A 15,963-nucleotide genomic window follows, 5' to 3' on the forward strand; every position below is an offset into this window, starting at 1 on the left:
GAGGTGAAATTTTGAACGGAGAAAAGGAACAAGATCTAACTCAGGAAGAGATAGAGCAAGAAATTGCTAAAAAGGATATACTAGTTAGGTTAAGACGTATAGAAGGCCAAGTTAAAGGTATACAAGGAATGATGGAGAAGAATGTCTGTCAAAAGGATGTTTTAACTCAAATATCAGCTATAAGATCAGCTATAAATAAAGTAGGAATTCTTATAGTAGAAAACTATGCAAGAAATTGTATGGGAATTAATAAAGAAGATGAAAATTATGAAGGATTACAAGAACTCATAAAAACTTTAAATAGTTTCATTAAATAATTATATAAGAAAAGCTAAGAAAAATTCTTAGCTTTCTTTTTTATTATTTTTAGTTTTAATTTTAGTTCTAGGACCAAATTTAGCTTTAACCCTTGAATAAGTATTATTTTTAAAATTTAGAATAAGTCTTGTTATTGTTGATACGAAGATAACTCCAAGTGCTAAAGAACCAGCAGATGATAAAGTAGAAACTGCTAAGTTCCAAGTATTAAGAGTTTCTCCATGAACAGCACTAGACATTGTATAATACATACCACTTCCAGGTACTAAAGGCATAAGACCACATACTACTAAAACTGTAACAGGAGTTTTTAGTTTTCTAGCTAGAAGTTCTGAATATGAGCTAAATATAATTGCTGAAATAAACATTGCTAAATTGACATCTTTACACCATAATAGAGCAACTTTATAGAAAAACCAGCTTAAGAAACCTCCGATAGCAGCCCAAGTTATAAATTTACCTCTTATATTGAATATAAAAGCAAAGGCAAAAACTGCTATAAAAGAAGCAAAAGATTCTATAAGTATTTGTTCCATATCATAAAGTACCTCCTATATAATTAACCCATATACTCATAACTGCTCCAGTACCAACAGCTATTGATATAGCGATAAAGGTAGCTTCAGCAGCTCTTGTGAGACCTGAGACTAAATCACCAGCTATTGTATCTCTAATAGCATTAGTTATTATAAGACCAGGTACAAGAAGCATTATAGAGCCTATAATAACGTGATTTATATTAACTCCAAATCCCAATTTATGAAATAAGATTGCCATAGAGGCTGCAAGAGCTCCTCCAATTGCATTTATAAAAAATCCATTTAATAATAATCTTTCACCAGTTATTATAAATAATCTAATTAATATTCCTATTATAAATGAAGCTATACAATCTTTAAGACTACCACCAAATAGAACAGTAAGTGATGATGCTGCAAGTCCAGAGAAGAAAATTACTGCTTTATCTGAATAGACAGGGCTATTATCTATTTCTTTTAATTTTTCTTCTACCTCATCAAGTGTGTACTTATGGCAACATACACTTCGAGAGAGGTCATTAACTAAATGTATTCTTTGAAGATTATTACTTCTAGCTTTTATTCTAGTTATTAATGTTTTAGCATCTTTATTTTTATCATATACCGAAACCATTATTCCAGTTGGAGTAACATAACTTTCAGCAAATTCAACGTCAAAAGATTTACAGATTCTAATTATAGTTTCTTCAACTCTATATATTTCTCCACCACTTTCAAGAATAATTTTTCCTGCATGAGTAGAAACACGTAAAATTTTATTTGTATCGATATCCATATCCATATTTAAGGTCACCTCTCATTTGCAAAAGTATATATATATAATAAAAAACATAATCTTTCTTTTAAGGTAATAGTCGATAAAAGGAATATTATGTAATAAATTGTTATTTTATTTAGTAATTAATTATATAATATCATAAAAATCAAAAAAATACATATATATTTGCAGTTTAATAATTATTGAAATAGTTTAGTAATATAATTATAATAATATTAAAGTAAAAATACATAGTTGGGGTGATTAAATGAATTTTATTAATTTACAAGAAACGGATCCACAAATAGCAGAGCTTGTTACAAAAGAATTAGAAAGACAAAGAAATGGTATAGAACTAATAGCTTCTGAAAACTTTACAAGTGAAGCGGTTATGGAGGCAATGGGTTCATATCTTACAAATAAATATGCTGAAGGATATCCAAATAAAAGATACTATGGGGGCTGTTATATAGTAGATGAGGTTGAAGAACTTGCGAGAGAGAGGGCTAAAGAACTTTTTGGTGCAGAACATGCAAATGTACAACCACATTCAGGTTCACAAGCGAATATGGGAGTTTATTTAACCATACTTAATCCTGGAGATACTGTTTTAGGAATGAGTCTTAGTGAAGGGGGACATTTAACACATGGAGCAGCAGTTAACTTTTCAGGAAAGTTATATAACTTCATTTCATATGGAATAGATAGTGAAACAGAAATGATTGATTATGATAATGTAAGAAATCTTGCTATTAAGCATAAACCTAAATTAATAGTTGCAGGAGCTAGTGCTTATTCAAGAACTATAGATTTTAAAAAGTTTAGAGAGATAGCAGATGAAATAGGAGCTTATTTAATGGTTGATATGGCTCATATAGCTGGACTTGTTGCAGCTGGATTACATCCATCACCAGTTCCTTATTGTGATTTTGTTACAAGTACAACTCATAAAACTTTAAGAGGTCCTAGAGGTGGATTAATACTTTGTAAAGAAAAGTATGCTAAAGATTTAGACAAAACTATATTTCCAGGAATTCAAGGCGGTCCATTAATGCATGTAATAGCAGGAAAGGCTGTTTGTTTTAAAGAAGCACTACAACCAAGTTTTAAGGACTATCAACAAAGGGTTATAAATAATGCTAAAGTTTTAAGTGATTCATTAAAGGAATATGGATTTAAAATAGTTTCAAATGGAACAGATAATCATCTTATTTTAGTTGATTTAACTAACAAAGATGTTACAGGAAAAGAAGTAGAAAATCTTTTAGATTCAGTAGGAATTACTTTAAATAAAAATACAGTTCCAAATGAGCAAAGAAGTCCTTTTGTTACTAGTGGAGTAAGAATTGGAACACCAGCAGCTACAACTAGAGGTTTACAAGAAGAAGATATGAGAGAGCTTGCTGCAATCATAAATGAAGCTATAGAAAATAGAGAAGGTAATTTAGATAATGTTAAAGCTAGAGTAAAAGCTTTATGTGATAAATATCCTTTATATTAATTTATAAATAAAAATGAGAACATCTTAATTTGATGTTCTCATTTTTTTATTTTTTATAGTTTTCTTTTTTGAATTTGAAACTATTAAAGTAGTTTGTAACATCGTAACAGGTAAGCTAAATTTATTTTTATATGCTAAAAATTTAGGTTCCCAACTATGTGCATACTTACCTTTAAAGTTCTTTAGACCTTGGAATGAATAAAATATTTTTCCATGATAGTAAATTTGACTTGCAAATCTTTCACTTAAAAATGAATATTTTGATGATCCAACATTAGCTAATGGAGAAACTCCAAAGTTGAAATATTTATATCCATTTTCTTTTCCCCATAAAAGAAGATTTGCAAACATATAATCCATAACTCCTCTTGGAGTATCTCTTGAATATCTCATAAGGTCAGAACAGAAAGTATTGTTTATTCCGTATGTAGGCATTGTTGTAACAAAAGCCTGTAAAGTTCCCTTATCATCTCTTACTAATCCAAGTGGAGCTCTATTTATATATTCTTCATCAAAGAATCCCATAGAATATCCCATTTCATCTTTTCCAGCAAGCCATTGATCTGATACTCTTTTCATATCATTTATAAGTTCAGGACTTAAAGGTCCTTCAACTACATCAAAGTTATATCCAGCCTTAGTGATTTTATTGCAGCAAGTTCTAACTTTTTGCATTTTTTGCCCAGCTATAGTGAAGTCTTCTAGGTGAACTATTGCTGCCTCTCCAAGCTTCATAAATTCATAACCATATTCATGTAGTATTTCAAGCATTGAACCACTTACTTCAAAGAATATAGGTATATATCCATATAAATCTGCAAAATCATAGAATTCTTGTATAAGATCTTTTATATGTTCTTTTTTTCCTAAAGGATTTCCAAGAACCATTAATTTATTAGAGTATATAGAATATTGAATAAGTCCCTTATTTTCTTTGGAGAAAAATACATATTTATCTTTCAAGTAGATTAAATGAGTTAATGATGTTCCATTATTATGTTTAAGGAACTCTGCAACTTCATCTTCACATTCATCGAGTGTTACTACTGGAAGTTTATTATGTAGTTTTCCTACTAGATAAATCAATAATAGGAACATTAATGAAAGTATAAATCCCATTGTACTTAAACTTATTAAGTTTTTATAATTGTGAATAAGATTTATAAATATTCTTTTTACTGTAACTTTTTCAATAGGAAGATTTAGATAACCTACTATTAAGTAAATAATCCAGAATACACTAATAGAAACTATGTTAAAAATCATATCTTCCCAACTGATTACAAATCCTACTTTATAGAATTCTTTTCTACTAAGTATAAGTATAAGAGCAACTATTATTAGATATCCTGTAGCTATATAATTAAATGATTTAATTATAGTAAGAATACTTCCTACTATTAGAAAACCTATAGTTATATAATAGATACTCTTAGCTCTATGTTTTAATAGACCTGCCATAATTATTAAAAGGAATCCAACAACAATAATTAAAGTTTTAGAAAAATGTAATTCTGTAGCTGCGCTTAAGAAATGTATTTCTTGTATTTTATAAAATACAGTTGGAAAAGCTGTAGATAATAATAAAGCTCCACCTGAAATATATACAAGAGTTCTTAAGCTAAAGAATGAGGTTTTTCTAAGTATAATACTAGGAAGACCAGTAAGTCTTTTATTTAGGTTTTTCCATAGTGTTGTTGAGAATATAATGGCAGCTATTATTAATGGGATTATATAATATGCAAGTCTATATAATAGTATTGATAATAATGCTATTTCTTTAGAGATACCTATTGAAGATAATCCAATTAATATTGTTAAATCAAATGCTCCTACAGCTCCAGGAAGCATACTTACCATACCTAAGACCATAGCACTTGTATAAATAGGGAAGAAGGCTCCAAATGTTATATGAACGCCTAGTAATCTTAAAGTAAAGAAGAAGAGTAATGTTGATAATACCCAATCTAAAAATGAAATTAAAACTACTCCTAAAATATGCATATGCTCAGTATTAGTTTGTGTTTTTTTCTTTTTATATAATCCATATATAAATATTGCTGGAATATATAAAGCTAGTATAATTGTTGCAATTTCCTTTATCCCAAAACTAGTAATAGTATCAGCATAAAAAATTAAATATCCAATACAAAGAACAGATAATCCAGAAGGAGTAAGAATTGATATTCTAGAAACTTCTTTTAAAAGAACTTTTTTATCTTTTACCCCATCTTTATAAAAATAACTTCTAAGAGTTATTCCAGCTGTATCACCAAGTCCTGCAATGATAGTAATGGCATTAATTATCCAGCCATACTTTAATATATCTATATTTGATATATTAAGATTTAATTTTCTTTTAATAAGTACATCATAAAAACACATAGGAAAGAATGCTATAATTCCAAGAAGAAAAATAAGCATCATTTTATAGATAGAGAGCCTATTAAATCCATCTATAAGAAGTGATAGACTAAAATTACCCATAAATTCACGTATTCCTAATATTAATAGAAATACTATTACTAAACCACCAAATATCTTAGCTGCATTTATAAGTGGTCTATTATTTTTTATTTCCATTTATTCACCCTCTAATTTAAAACTTAATATCAATATGAATATTTCACAATAAATAATAAAATATTATTTTTAGACATACTTAATAAGTATAATATAGATATATATCAAATTTATTTCAATTTGATATTATGGTAGAGATTTTTGATTTAGTATTTAAATAGTTTTGGATTTTAAGTATTTAATTATTCAAGATAAAAAAAGAAAGAGCTATTAAAATTTAAATAAATTAGTTAAGATAGTTATAGGGAAATATTGCACAGAAATCGGAGGATGAATATTATGAAGGTAAAAGGTAAAACAAATGCTATGAGAATACTTGATAAATTTAAGGTGAATTATGAGGTTAGAGAGTATGATACAAGTGATAATAAGATAGATGGAGTAGCAGTAGCACATAAAGTTGGAAAGGATCCAAAAACAGTTTTTAAGACACTTGTTTGTGTTGGACATAGTAGGGATTATTATGTTTTTGTTATACCAGTTGAAGAAGAGTTAGATATGAAAAAAGCTGCTAAATCAGTTGGGGAAAAAAATGTAGAGATGATTCATGTTAAAGATATAAATAAGGTAACTGGATATATAAGAGGTGGTTGTTCTCCAGTTGGAATGAAGAAGGACTATAAAACAGTTATTGATATGTCTGCAAATGATTTAGAAGTAATGACAGTATCAGCTGGTAAAATAGGATTACAAATAGATATTTCACCAGTAGACCTTGCTAATGTGTCTAAGGCAGATTTTTCTGATATAACAAAAGCATAATAAGATTAAATATAAAAGGAGTGAAGAGAGATGAAATTTATAGATTTACATTGTGATACAGCTATGCATATGCTTGCTAAGGGAACAGAACTTTATAAGAATGATATATGTATAGATATAGAAAAGCTTCAAAAGGGAAAGGCTCTAGCACAATTTTTTGCTATGTTTATAGAAAAAGATTGCGTAGATGATTCTTATATTTATTGTAAAGAAATGCTTAGTAATTTTAAAAAGCAATTAGAAATTAATAAAAATACAATCAGTCTTTGTAGAAATTACGATGATTTAAAAAGAGCAGAGTCTGAAAATAAAATAGGAGCATTTTTAACTATTGAAGAGGGCGATGCAATTAAAGGTGATTTAGATAAGCTTCGTGAGTTTAAAAAAGAAGGAATTTCTCTTATTACATTAACTTGGAACTTTGAAAATGATTTAGGATATCCAAATTATGAGTTAACCTATAAGGATAGAGGCTTAAAAGCTAGGGGAATAGAAGTAGTAGAAGAGATGAATAATTTAGGAATGATTATAGATACTTCACATTTATCTGATGGTGGTTTTTATGATTGTATAAAATATTCTAAATATCCTATAGTTGCTTCACATTCTAATGCTAGAGAAAAAACAGGGCATAGTAGAAATCTAACTGATGATATGATTAAGCTTCTTGCTGATAAAGGTGGAATTACAGGTATTAATTTCTGTAGTGCATTCTTAGCAGAAAATGAACCTAAAAGCGAAGATGAAATAGCTATGATATCAGATATGGTAAGACATATAAAGCATATAAGAAATATTGGAGGAATAGATGTTATAGGACTTGGCTCAGATTTTGATGGAATAGAGAATCCAGTTGAAATTAAAGATGCTAGTCAAATGTATAAATTAGCAGAAGCATTAGATAAAGAAGGATTTACAATTACTGAAATAGAAAAAATATTCAATGGTAATGCAAGAAGAATTATAAAGGATGTTTTAAGATAAAGGAGAATGAAAATGGACTTTAAAGGTAAAGTTGCTGTAATCACTGGTGGAACTAGAGGGATTGGAAAAGCTATAGCTTTAGAGATGGTTAGAAATGGAGCAAATGTAGTTTTAAATTATACAAATAATGATTTTGAAGCTGAAAAAACTTTAAATGAGATTAAAGAAAAAGGTGGATATGCATTATTAGTTAAAGCTAGTGTTGGAGAATTAAAAGGTTGTGAAACTATTATAAATACTGCTATAGAAAGCTTTGGAAAAATTGATTTTCTTATAAATAATGCAGCTATATCTGAGGTAGGCTTATTTATGGATGTTACTGATGAAGGGCTTAATAATATTTTAGATATAAATTTAAAAGGAGTATTAAATTGTAGTAAGATTGCTATGACTCATTTAATAGAAAGTAGGGGAGCTATAGTTAATATTTCTTCTATATGGGGTAATGTTGGAGCATCTTGTGAAGTTTTATATTCAACTACTAAAGGAGCTATAAATTTATTTACAAAATCACTTGCAAAAGAAATGGCTATGTCAGGAATAAGAGTTAATGCAGTAGCTCCTGGTGTTATAAATACTGAGATGAATTCATGGATGGATCAAAGTGAAAGAGAAGCTTTAGAAGAGGAAATACCTCTAAATAGATTTGGTAATACAGAAGAGATTGCAAGTGTTGTTAGCTTCTTATGCTCAGAAAAGGCTTCATATGTAACAGGACAAATAATTACAGTTGATGGAGGAATGTTATAGTTATTTATTGCAAATACTTTATTATAGTGAGTAGTTTATAAAAGAGATAGATAAATTGTAAAATAAAAATTTATTTTTTGTTTTACAAGTATTTGCTAAATGTTTTAATCTATATTAAAATAACTTAGTAAAATAGTTTAAAAATTACTTTTAATATTTAATAAAAAATAAAAGTAATTTCATTTTTAACAAAAGATAATACAGAGGTGAAATTATGAACGAAGCAACAAAATGGATTAATGAAAATGTCATTATAGACAGAGAAGAAATAAATAGATGGCTTAAGAAAACTGTTAACTCAAAGAGTGATAAGTATCAAAAATTATATAAGCCAGTTCCAATAACAGGGGATTATAATTTATTAGGATTTAGTATTAAATCTTTATGTAGAACAGCAGAAGTTATGTATGGTTATGAAGATGAAACAAATAGAGTATATATAAACTATTTAACAATTGCTTTAAATGATGCTATAAAGGCAGAATTCAATTTAGAAGTTTTAGATGTAGATGATTATGATAAATTAGTTGAATACTCAAAGGCTGTAGTAGAAGAATTACAAAGTCTTTGTGCTATAAATATTTGTTATACATTAGTTGAATTATATAAGAAATTTGTATAAAAAATAAGATGGTGCAGATATTGCACCATCTTTATTTTTATTTTATTTTACCATCTATACCATTAAGCTCAATTTCATATATTCTTGCAGCAGAATCAGAACCTTGAGATGGTTTTAAAATATTAACTTTTACAAATTTAGCTTCAGTAGCCTTAAATGCATGTTTAGAAACAGAAGCAGTATTTTCTTCTACTGTAAGAACAGTATCAAAAGTTTTTCCATCTAAACTTGTTTCAACAGAGAAGCTACCTGTATTCATATTTTCAGCCTCTCCACCAGCTTCAGCATTTGACATTATAATTTCACTTATAGTTTTAATGTCACCTAAATCAATAGTTATGCTATGAGGAGCCTTACCAGTAGCACACCATTTAGTATCTGTTTTACCATCTACAGCAAACTCAGGAGCTTCATTAGCATTAACGAATGATGAAGCAGTTGTAGATTTATTTAAAGCAACATTTGTAAGTTCTCCAGTAACATTTTTGCTAACTGTTATTATCTTTTCCATTGTCTTAACATCTTCGCCTTTTTCATTTTTAGCTGTTAAAGTAACAGTGTAAGTTCCTTCTTTATCATAAGTTACAGTAGGAGCTTTTTCAGTGCTTGTTTCAGTTTTAGCACCAGGGAAACTCCAAGAAACTTCTTTTGTAACATCAGAACTTAAACTTTCAAATTTTACAGATTCACCAGGAGCTATTAAAGTTTTAGAAACACTAAAGTTTGCTCTAGGAATATCATTATCTGGCCATTCTACACTTGTAGTAGCTGCCTTACCACGCTCACTAGCAGTATTTACTGCAACAACCTCGATATTAGTAATATCAGATACTTCATCTCTTTGAAGAGCATTTATAAAGAAGTTAGTTGATGGAGTAGCACCAAGGAATGATTTAGATTTATCATCATTTATTCTATAAATTTCATAATGACTAATATCATCTACATTATTAGCTTCCCATGTTAACTTTATTCCAGCAAGAGTATCATCTTCTTCAAATTTAGTATCCTCAACATTTACCTTAGTAACATCAGCTTTCTTAAATTTAGTTTTTGAATCACTGATATTTATATTACCAAGATTTATCATGATACCATCAGCATTTTCTTTAGAAGACATTTTATAAGAAATAGATTTAACTGTGTTTCCAGCAAATTTAGATACTTTGTAAGAAAGAGTAGTCCATTCTGTTCCTACAGAAGAATCAGCTTCTATAACTTCTTTTGTTCCATCTTCAAATTCTAATACTAAATCTAAGTTAGATTCTAAGCTTGATTTAGCTGTAGTAGTGAAGTTAGTTGATTTAGTTAATTTAAGATCAGAACTATAAAGTTTAATAGTTGATGCTTTATTAGCTTCAAGATTACCATAAAGCTTTATTGAGTTACCTCCATAGTAAGCGTTTGCAAAATCAAGTGAAGGAGTAAGAGAATTATTACCTTCTTGATCTAATACCCATCTATAAGTTGGCATAACATCTGCCATACTTCTATTATTCCAATCAAGTTCAGAAACTTTTTCTCCATCTATAAAGAAATTATATCCATTACCAATATTGAAGTTTGTATTGAATGGTAAACTATTCACAACAGTTTTTTCTACTGCATATGTTGAAATACCTCTCCAACTTGTACCAGTAGCAGTTGTTGCAAGTGCAGGATTTCCAAGTTCATTAACCCAGTACTTGTTTTCTTTATCTTGGAAAGAGTCTACAGAATCTGATGAGAAATAAGTCCAGCTTGGACAATATAATCCAAGTGAAGTAAATGTCTTACCAGGAGATTTTTCTAGTAAGTCCCATCTTACTGGAGTTGTTGTACCATTTGCTTGAGTATCAATACCTGCATATAAGTTATAAGGATCTATACCAAGTTTTGATGCATTTTTATCTGAATTTTTAAGAAGTTCTTTTTCTATAAGCTCTTTATTAGTCCACCAGAAATTTAAGAACATACTATCTGCAACAGACTTTTTATCACCATCTATTAAGAAATATTCATTTTTTTCTGTTAGACCATTTTGCCAGTCCATTTCACCATCTTTAGTCATAGAATCATACCACATAATTTCAAATGAATCTTTAGCCTTAGATTTGAATTCTTTTATAAATTCTTGCATTAATGAAGCGTGTTTTTCAGTTAAAGGAGCTTCATCTATTCCTTCTGTTTCTTGGTTTATAAACCAACCATCAAATCCATATGTTTTAGCAACTTCTATTAATTTATCTACCATTGGGAAGTTACCATTTTTATCTTTAGTTAAAAATTCATCTAACCATTCTAATTTTCCACCATGAGCTGTCATTGGGAAAAATACTGTTCCAAGAACAGGAACTCCATTTTTATGAGCTGAGTCAATAACATCTGGAGTAGGTGGAACTATAAGTCCTTCTCCTGAAGAACCTCCCCAGTAAACTAGTTTATCTATATATTGCCAATAAGAGAATGTATTTGATGAAAACTTAGTAGAACCACGTGAAGGATTTCCACTTGTAGATTCATTCATTATTGAAATTGCTACAACCTTCATATCTTTATCTTGTGTTTTATTAATAGTATTTAACTTTGATTTATCAACTCTATCAGCAAGAGGAATAACACTTTTATTATATTTTAGATTAGGATCTTTCTCTGCATTCCATGATAATAGTTCGGATGGGAACCAATGATTTGAAGTAGGACTATTTAACATTAAAACTTCACTACCTTCTTCTGTAATTTTGTAATTAGTTTTAGAAAGTCCTTCAGAAGAACATGAGATTAATGTTAGTCCAAGTGATGTAGCTAAAAGTAATGATATTGTTTTTTTTGATTTGTGCGAAATTTTATTTGGCATATGAATCCCCCTTAAATTAAGTCTTTAATTCTTTATAAGAAAAAATTTCCAAGAAAACGTTTAATTAAAAGATAGCATGAAAACATTTTCTGAATAAGTGTAAAAATCCTTAAAAAGGTGGACAAATTCTAAAAATAGACTTTTTAATTAAAATTTATCACTTGAAAAGTAAAAAAAAGACAAACTAAATTTAATTTCAACAATAGTTTGTCTTTTTTTTATTTAAAATCTATAGTTCTTACCAATTATAAGACATTTAGCATCAGAACCATGACCTAGGTTATTAGTTTTTATTATAGGAATTTGTGAATCTTCACCAAGTATATCTATAAGCATTTCTTCAACAGTAGGGTTAATATTATTAAGATCCATTTCAGTAAATGTTCCAAGAATAATTCCTTTTACATCATTTAGAATACCCATTTGCTTATATTGAGTTAGGTAAGTATAAATTTTAGCAGCATTTCCACTATAACTTTCTAGGAAAAGTACTTTATCTTTAAAATCAGGTAAATAAGGAGTACCAGCAAGTTTTAAAAGACATCTGATATTTCCACCAACAACTTTTCCAGATAAAGATTCTCCTTTTATAAATTCATAATCAAAATTAAATAATTCAGAATCATTTCCTATTATTGATTTTTTGAAATCTTCAATTTGTTTTTCTTTAAAATCACCATTTATTAAATGTCTTAATTGGTAGTGGAAAGTAGGGAAGCCACATTTATTATTTATTACATTTAGTATTGGAGATACGTCACTATATCCGAAGAAAAGCTTAGGATTAGATTTTATAATATCAAAATCTAAATAATCTAAAATTGAATTTGATAGATCTCCACCAGATAAATCAAAAATTGCTTTTACTTGCTTGTTAGCAAAAAGTTCATTTAGATATTCAGCTTTTTCTTTTGCGGGAAAATTAAAAGGATTTCCTGTTTTCTCTGCAAATAGATTATCTTTATATATAACATTTATTCCAAAACTATTTAGGATTTCTCTTAAGGCTTCTATATTTTGTTTAGAAAATTTAGAAATAGCATTTGATGAAGTAAAAAATGCTACTAAATCATTTGCTTTTAATAAAGTTGACAAATTTATCCTCTCCATTCTAGTTAGATATATATATATAATTATAATTCAAAAATATGTATTTATAAATTTAAAATTAAACTTTATCAGAGATTAGATGAAATTATATTTAATAATTCCTATTAATGGTATATAATTCAAGTGGAGATTATTTTAGGGGGATAAAATGAAAAAGAAGTTTACAATTTTAAGTTTAATTTTAAGTTCTATGTTAATCTTTATTTCGTGTAGTGGATATAATGGAAAGGTAGCTGAAATAGAGAAGCCAGAAAAATTACCTATGGCTATTATAAAAATAAAGGGGTATGGAGAGCTGAAAGTTGACTTATATCCACATAAGGCTCCTAATACAGTTAATAATTTCATAGAACTTGCAAATAATAAATTTTATGATGGTTTAACTATACATAGGGTCGTTAGAGATTTTGTTTTACAAGGAGGATGTCCTAATGGTGATGGAACAGGAGATCCAGGATATTCTATAAAAGGTGAGTTTAAAGCTAATGGATTTAATATAAATGATATAAAGCATGAAAAAGGTGTTTTATCCATGGCTAGAGGACTAGAGAATGATTCAGTTGGAAGTCAATTTTTTATTATGTTAGACGATAATAATACTTTAGATGGGAATTATTCAGCATTTGGAAAGCTTGTTTCAGGTATGGAAGTATTAGATAAAATAAATAAAATACAAATATTAGATGAAACTGATAAGAATGCAAAGACAATGGGAAGAGATATACCAAAGGATAAAATATATATTGAGAGTATTAGAATAGAGATGAATGGAAATAAGGTAGGAAAAGTCGAAAAAATATAATGGTTTACATATTAAATTTTAATAATATTTAATATTTTGATTTTTAAAATAACAAAAGAAGTGTATAATTAAATTAATAATTTGATTATTAGGAGAGGTAATATGGAAAGTTTATATAAAGAATTTTACTATGATATGCTTAACTCAAAGAAAGAAATAGGTAATTTTGCTTTAGATTTAGATGTAGAATTCACTGAGTTTAAGAATGAGGAAGAATTAATAAATTATGTAGCAAAGTTATTAAAGAAAAATGGTGGCAGAAAAGTATTTACAATACTTTGGAGTAACGGAAAATTAGATCTTAGTATTGAAGCACTAGTATTAAAAGATAAATATAAATCTTTATTTAATGAGGAAATAAAAGAGCAGAGTAGAAAAATTCTTTATCAATATGGTTATAAAATAAGTTAATATATAGGTGGTGATAAAATGAAATTAATTTCATGGAATGTAAATGGCTTAAGAGCTTGTGTTAAAAAAGGGTTTATAGAATATTTTAAAGAGCAAGATGCTGATATATTCTGTATACAAGAAAGTAAGCTTCAAGAAGGTCAAATAGATTTATCAGAAATGTTAGAAGGTTATCATGATTATTGGAATTATGCAGAGAAAAAAGGTTATTCAGGAACAGCTATTTTTTCAAAGAAAGAACCTTTAAGTGTAAGTTATGGAATTGGAATAGAAGAACATGATAAAGAAGGAAGAGTTATAACTCTTGAATTTGAAGATTTTTATATGGTGACAGTTTATACACCTAATGCGCAACAAGAACTTAAGAGACTTGAGTATAGAATGAGTTGGGAAGATGAATTTAGATTATATCTTATGAAACTTGATAAAATAAAACCAGTTGTTGTTTGTGGTGATTTAAATGTTGCTCATAAAGAAATAGATCTTAAAAATTTTAAAACTAATAGAGGAAATCCAGGATTTTCAGATGAAGAAAGAGAAAAGATGACTATTCTTTTAGGTTCAGGATTTGTAGATAGTTTTAGATATTTCTATCCAGAAGTAACAGGAAGATATTCATGGTGGTCATATAGAGCTAATGCTAGAGCTAATAATTCAGGATGGAGAATTGATTATTTCTTAGTTTCAGAAAAATTAAAGGAAAGAATAAAAGATGCTGATATACATCATGATGTAATGGGATCAGATCATTGTCCAGTTGTTTTATATATGGATTAATATTTTAATAAATAAAAAAGCTAGTCTAATATTTTGTAGACTAGCTTTTTATATAAAAAGAGGTTGTCTCTATTGAGACAACCTTTAATTACTTTATATTATAATGCTGAATTAGCTAAGTGAGTCTTTAAGATATCAGCTGATTCCTTAAGTTTCTTAACTTCTTCTTCATTAAGAGGCATTTCAAGAACTTTCTTAGCACCATCTCTATTTATTATTGTTGGGATAGCTAAATGGATATCGCTTATTCCATATTGTCCTTCGAATAATGATGATACTGGAAGTATTGAATTTTCATCTCTTAAGATAGCTTCAACTATTCTTGCTACTGATAATCCGATAGCATAGTTTGTATATCCTTTTCTATTTATGATTTCATAAGCAGCGTTCTTAACTTTTTCTGGGATTTCTTGTTTTAATTCAGTATCACATTCTCCACATACATCTGAACAATATTGTGAGATAGGCATTCCAGCTATATCTGTTAAGCTCCAAGCTGTTATTTCTGAATCTCCATGTTCTCCTATGATATATGTGTTAATGCTCTTTGCATCAAGATTGAAGTGGTCTCCAAGCATATATTTAAGTCTTGATGTATCAAGAACTGTACCTGATCCGATAACTCTGTTTTTAGGGAATCCTGAAAGTTTATAAGTTATATGAGTTAATATATCAACTGGATTTGATACAACAAGTAAAATAGAGTTTGGACTATATTTTACTATCTCAGGTATTATTTGATTAAATACCTTAAGGTTTTTATTAATTATATCAAGTCTTGTTTCTCCTGGTTTTTGTCCAATTCCTGCTGTTATAACAACTATATCTGAATCCTTTGTATCTTCATAATCTCCTGAAATTACATTTACTGATTTAACGAATGATGCTCCATGAGCAAGATCCATTGCTTCTCCTTCAGCTTTGTTCTTATCTATATCAACAATTACTATTTCTGAAGCTAATGATTGAATCATTAATGCATAAGCAGATGCTGATCCAACAAATCCAGCTCCTATTATAGATATTTTATTTGTTTTTTTATTTAACATACAAATCACTCCTAAATCTTTTCTTAAGTAAATTTGGGATAAAAAGGTGTTATAAATAACACAAACTTTTAGAATTTTTAATCCCTAGTAAAACACTATAAATTAATTATATACCATAAAAAGAGCATAATCAATGCATTTTAAACAATTAAAAGATTGTTA

Annotated in this window: 15 protein-coding genes; 9 read left to right on the forward strand and 6 right to left on the reverse strand. The window is 28.2% G+C overall.

The genetic code is table 11. The features are described from left to right. Window positions 1-11 precede the first annotated feature (11 nt). A complete protein-coding gene (locus BN8917_RS07480; RefSeq protein WP_235829983.1) occupies window positions 12-317 on the forward strand; it encodes a metal-sensitive transcriptional regulator in 306 nt (101 codons plus the stop codon). 27 nt (window positions 318-344) lie between these two features. Here the strand turns inward: BN8917_RS07480 and BN8917_RS07485 are convergent, their stop codons facing one another. Beyond that, window positions 345-854, reverse strand: a complete 510-nt coding sequence (locus BN8917_RS07485) for a threonine/serine exporter family protein (RefSeq protein ID WP_066872743.1) — start codon at window positions 852-854, stop codon at window positions 345-347. A gap of 1 nt (window position 855) precedes the next feature. After that, window positions 856-1,626 carry a threonine/serine exporter family protein gene (locus BN8917_RS07490; RefSeq protein ID WP_066875404.1) on the reverse strand — a complete coding sequence of 257 codons (771 nt, stop codon included), beginning with the start codon at window positions 1,624-1,626 and terminating at the stop codon, window positions 856-858. A gap of 256 nt (window positions 1,627-1,882) precedes the next feature. On the opposite strand from BN8917_RS07490, the gene glyA reads away from it, so the two are divergent. Further along, window positions 1,883-3,115, forward strand: a complete 1,233-nt coding sequence (gene glyA, locus BN8917_RS07495) for a serine hydroxymethyltransferase (RefSeq protein WP_066872747.1) — start codon at window positions 1,883-1,885, stop codon at window positions 3,113-3,115. Window positions 3,116-3,139: 24 nt separating this feature from the next. Here the strand turns inward: glyA and mprF are convergent, their stop codons facing one another. Next, window positions 3,140-5,698: a bifunctional lysylphosphatidylglycerol flippase/synthetase MprF gene (gene mprF, locus BN8917_RS07500; RefSeq protein WP_066872750.1), complete on the reverse strand. Its 2,559-nt coding sequence runs from the start codon at window positions 5,696-5,698 to the stop codon at window positions 3,140-3,142. A 279-nt stretch (window positions 5,699-5,977) separates the two neighbouring features. Here mprF and ybaK point away from each other — a divergent pair, with 279 nt between their 5' ends. From ybaK to BN8917_RS07520, 4 genes are all read left to right on the forward strand, one after another. Then, window positions 5,978-6,460 (forward strand): Cys-tRNA(Pro) deacylase, encoded by a 483-nt coding sequence (gene ybaK, locus BN8917_RS07505; protein ID WP_066872753.1) that lies wholly within the window; start codon window positions 5,978-5,980, stop codon window positions 6,458-6,460. A 30-nt stretch (window positions 6,461-6,490) separates the two neighbouring features. Further along, entirely contained in the window at window positions 6,491-7,444 is a 954-nt protein-coding gene (locus BN8917_RS07510) for a dipeptidase (protein WP_066872756.1), read from the forward strand. Window positions 7,445-7,456: 12 nt separating this feature from the next. Beyond that, the gene (gene ymfI / locus BN8917_RS07515) at window positions 7,457-8,194 is read left to right on the forward strand and encodes an elongation factor P 5-aminopentanone reductase (RefSeq protein ID WP_066872758.1); all 738 of its coding nucleotides are present in this window, start codon (window positions 7,457-7,459) and stop codon (window positions 8,192-8,194) included. Window positions 8,195-8,408: 214 nt separating this feature from the next. Beyond that, a complete protein-coding gene (locus BN8917_RS07520) occupies window positions 8,409-8,816 on the forward strand; it encodes a hypothetical protein (RefSeq protein WP_066872761.1) in 408 nt (135 codons plus the stop codon). Window positions 8,817-8,853: 37 nt separating this feature from the next. Here the strand turns inward: BN8917_RS07520 and BN8917_RS07525 are convergent, their stop codons facing one another. Both BN8917_RS07525 and BN8917_RS07530 read right to left on the reverse strand, forming a co-directional pair. Next, window positions 8,854-11,652 (reverse strand): endo-beta-N-acetylglucosaminidase, encoded by a 2,799-nt coding sequence (locus BN8917_RS07525; protein WP_066872764.1) that lies wholly within the window; start codon window positions 11,650-11,652, stop codon window positions 8,854-8,856. A gap of 222 nt (window positions 11,653-11,874) precedes the next feature. Next, window positions 11,875-12,747 (reverse strand): S66 peptidase family protein, encoded by an 873-nt coding sequence (locus BN8917_RS07530; protein WP_235829985.1) that lies wholly within the window; start codon window positions 12,745-12,747, stop codon window positions 11,875-11,877. A gap of 163 nt (window positions 12,748-12,910) precedes the next feature. Here BN8917_RS07530 and BN8917_RS07535 point away from each other — a divergent pair, with 163 nt between their 5' ends. From BN8917_RS07535 to BN8917_RS07545, 3 genes are all read left to right on the forward strand, one after another. Next, window positions 12,911-13,564: a peptidylprolyl isomerase gene (locus BN8917_RS07535; RefSeq protein WP_066872768.1), complete on the forward strand. Its 654-nt coding sequence runs from the start codon at window positions 12,911-12,913 to the stop codon at window positions 13,562-13,564. A gap of 102 nt (window positions 13,565-13,666) precedes the next feature. Beyond that, complete coding sequence (locus tag BN8917_RS07540; RefSeq protein ID WP_066872771.1) at window positions 13,667-13,975, forward strand: hypothetical protein; 309 nt, start codon at window positions 13,667-13,669, stop codon at window positions 13,973-13,975. Window positions 13,976-13,993: 18 nt separating this feature from the next. After that, a complete protein-coding gene (locus tag BN8917_RS07545) occupies window positions 13,994-14,752 on the forward strand; it encodes an exodeoxyribonuclease III (RefSeq protein WP_066872774.1) in 759 nt (252 codons plus the stop codon). Between the two features lie 98 nt (window positions 14,753-14,850). Here BN8917_RS07545 and BN8917_RS07550 read toward each other — a convergent pair whose 3' ends face one another. Beyond that, window positions 14,851-15,801, reverse strand: coding sequence for an L-lactate dehydrogenase (locus BN8917_RS07550; protein ID WP_066872777.1), 951 nt, complete (start codon window positions 15,799-15,801; stop codon window positions 14,851-14,853). Between the last annotated feature and the right edge of the window lie 162 nt (window positions 15,802-15,963).

The organism is Clostridium mediterraneense, from assembly GCF_900091705.1.
Lineage (GTDB): Bacteria > Bacillota > Clostridia > Clostridiales > Clostridiaceae > Sarcina > Sarcina mediterraneense.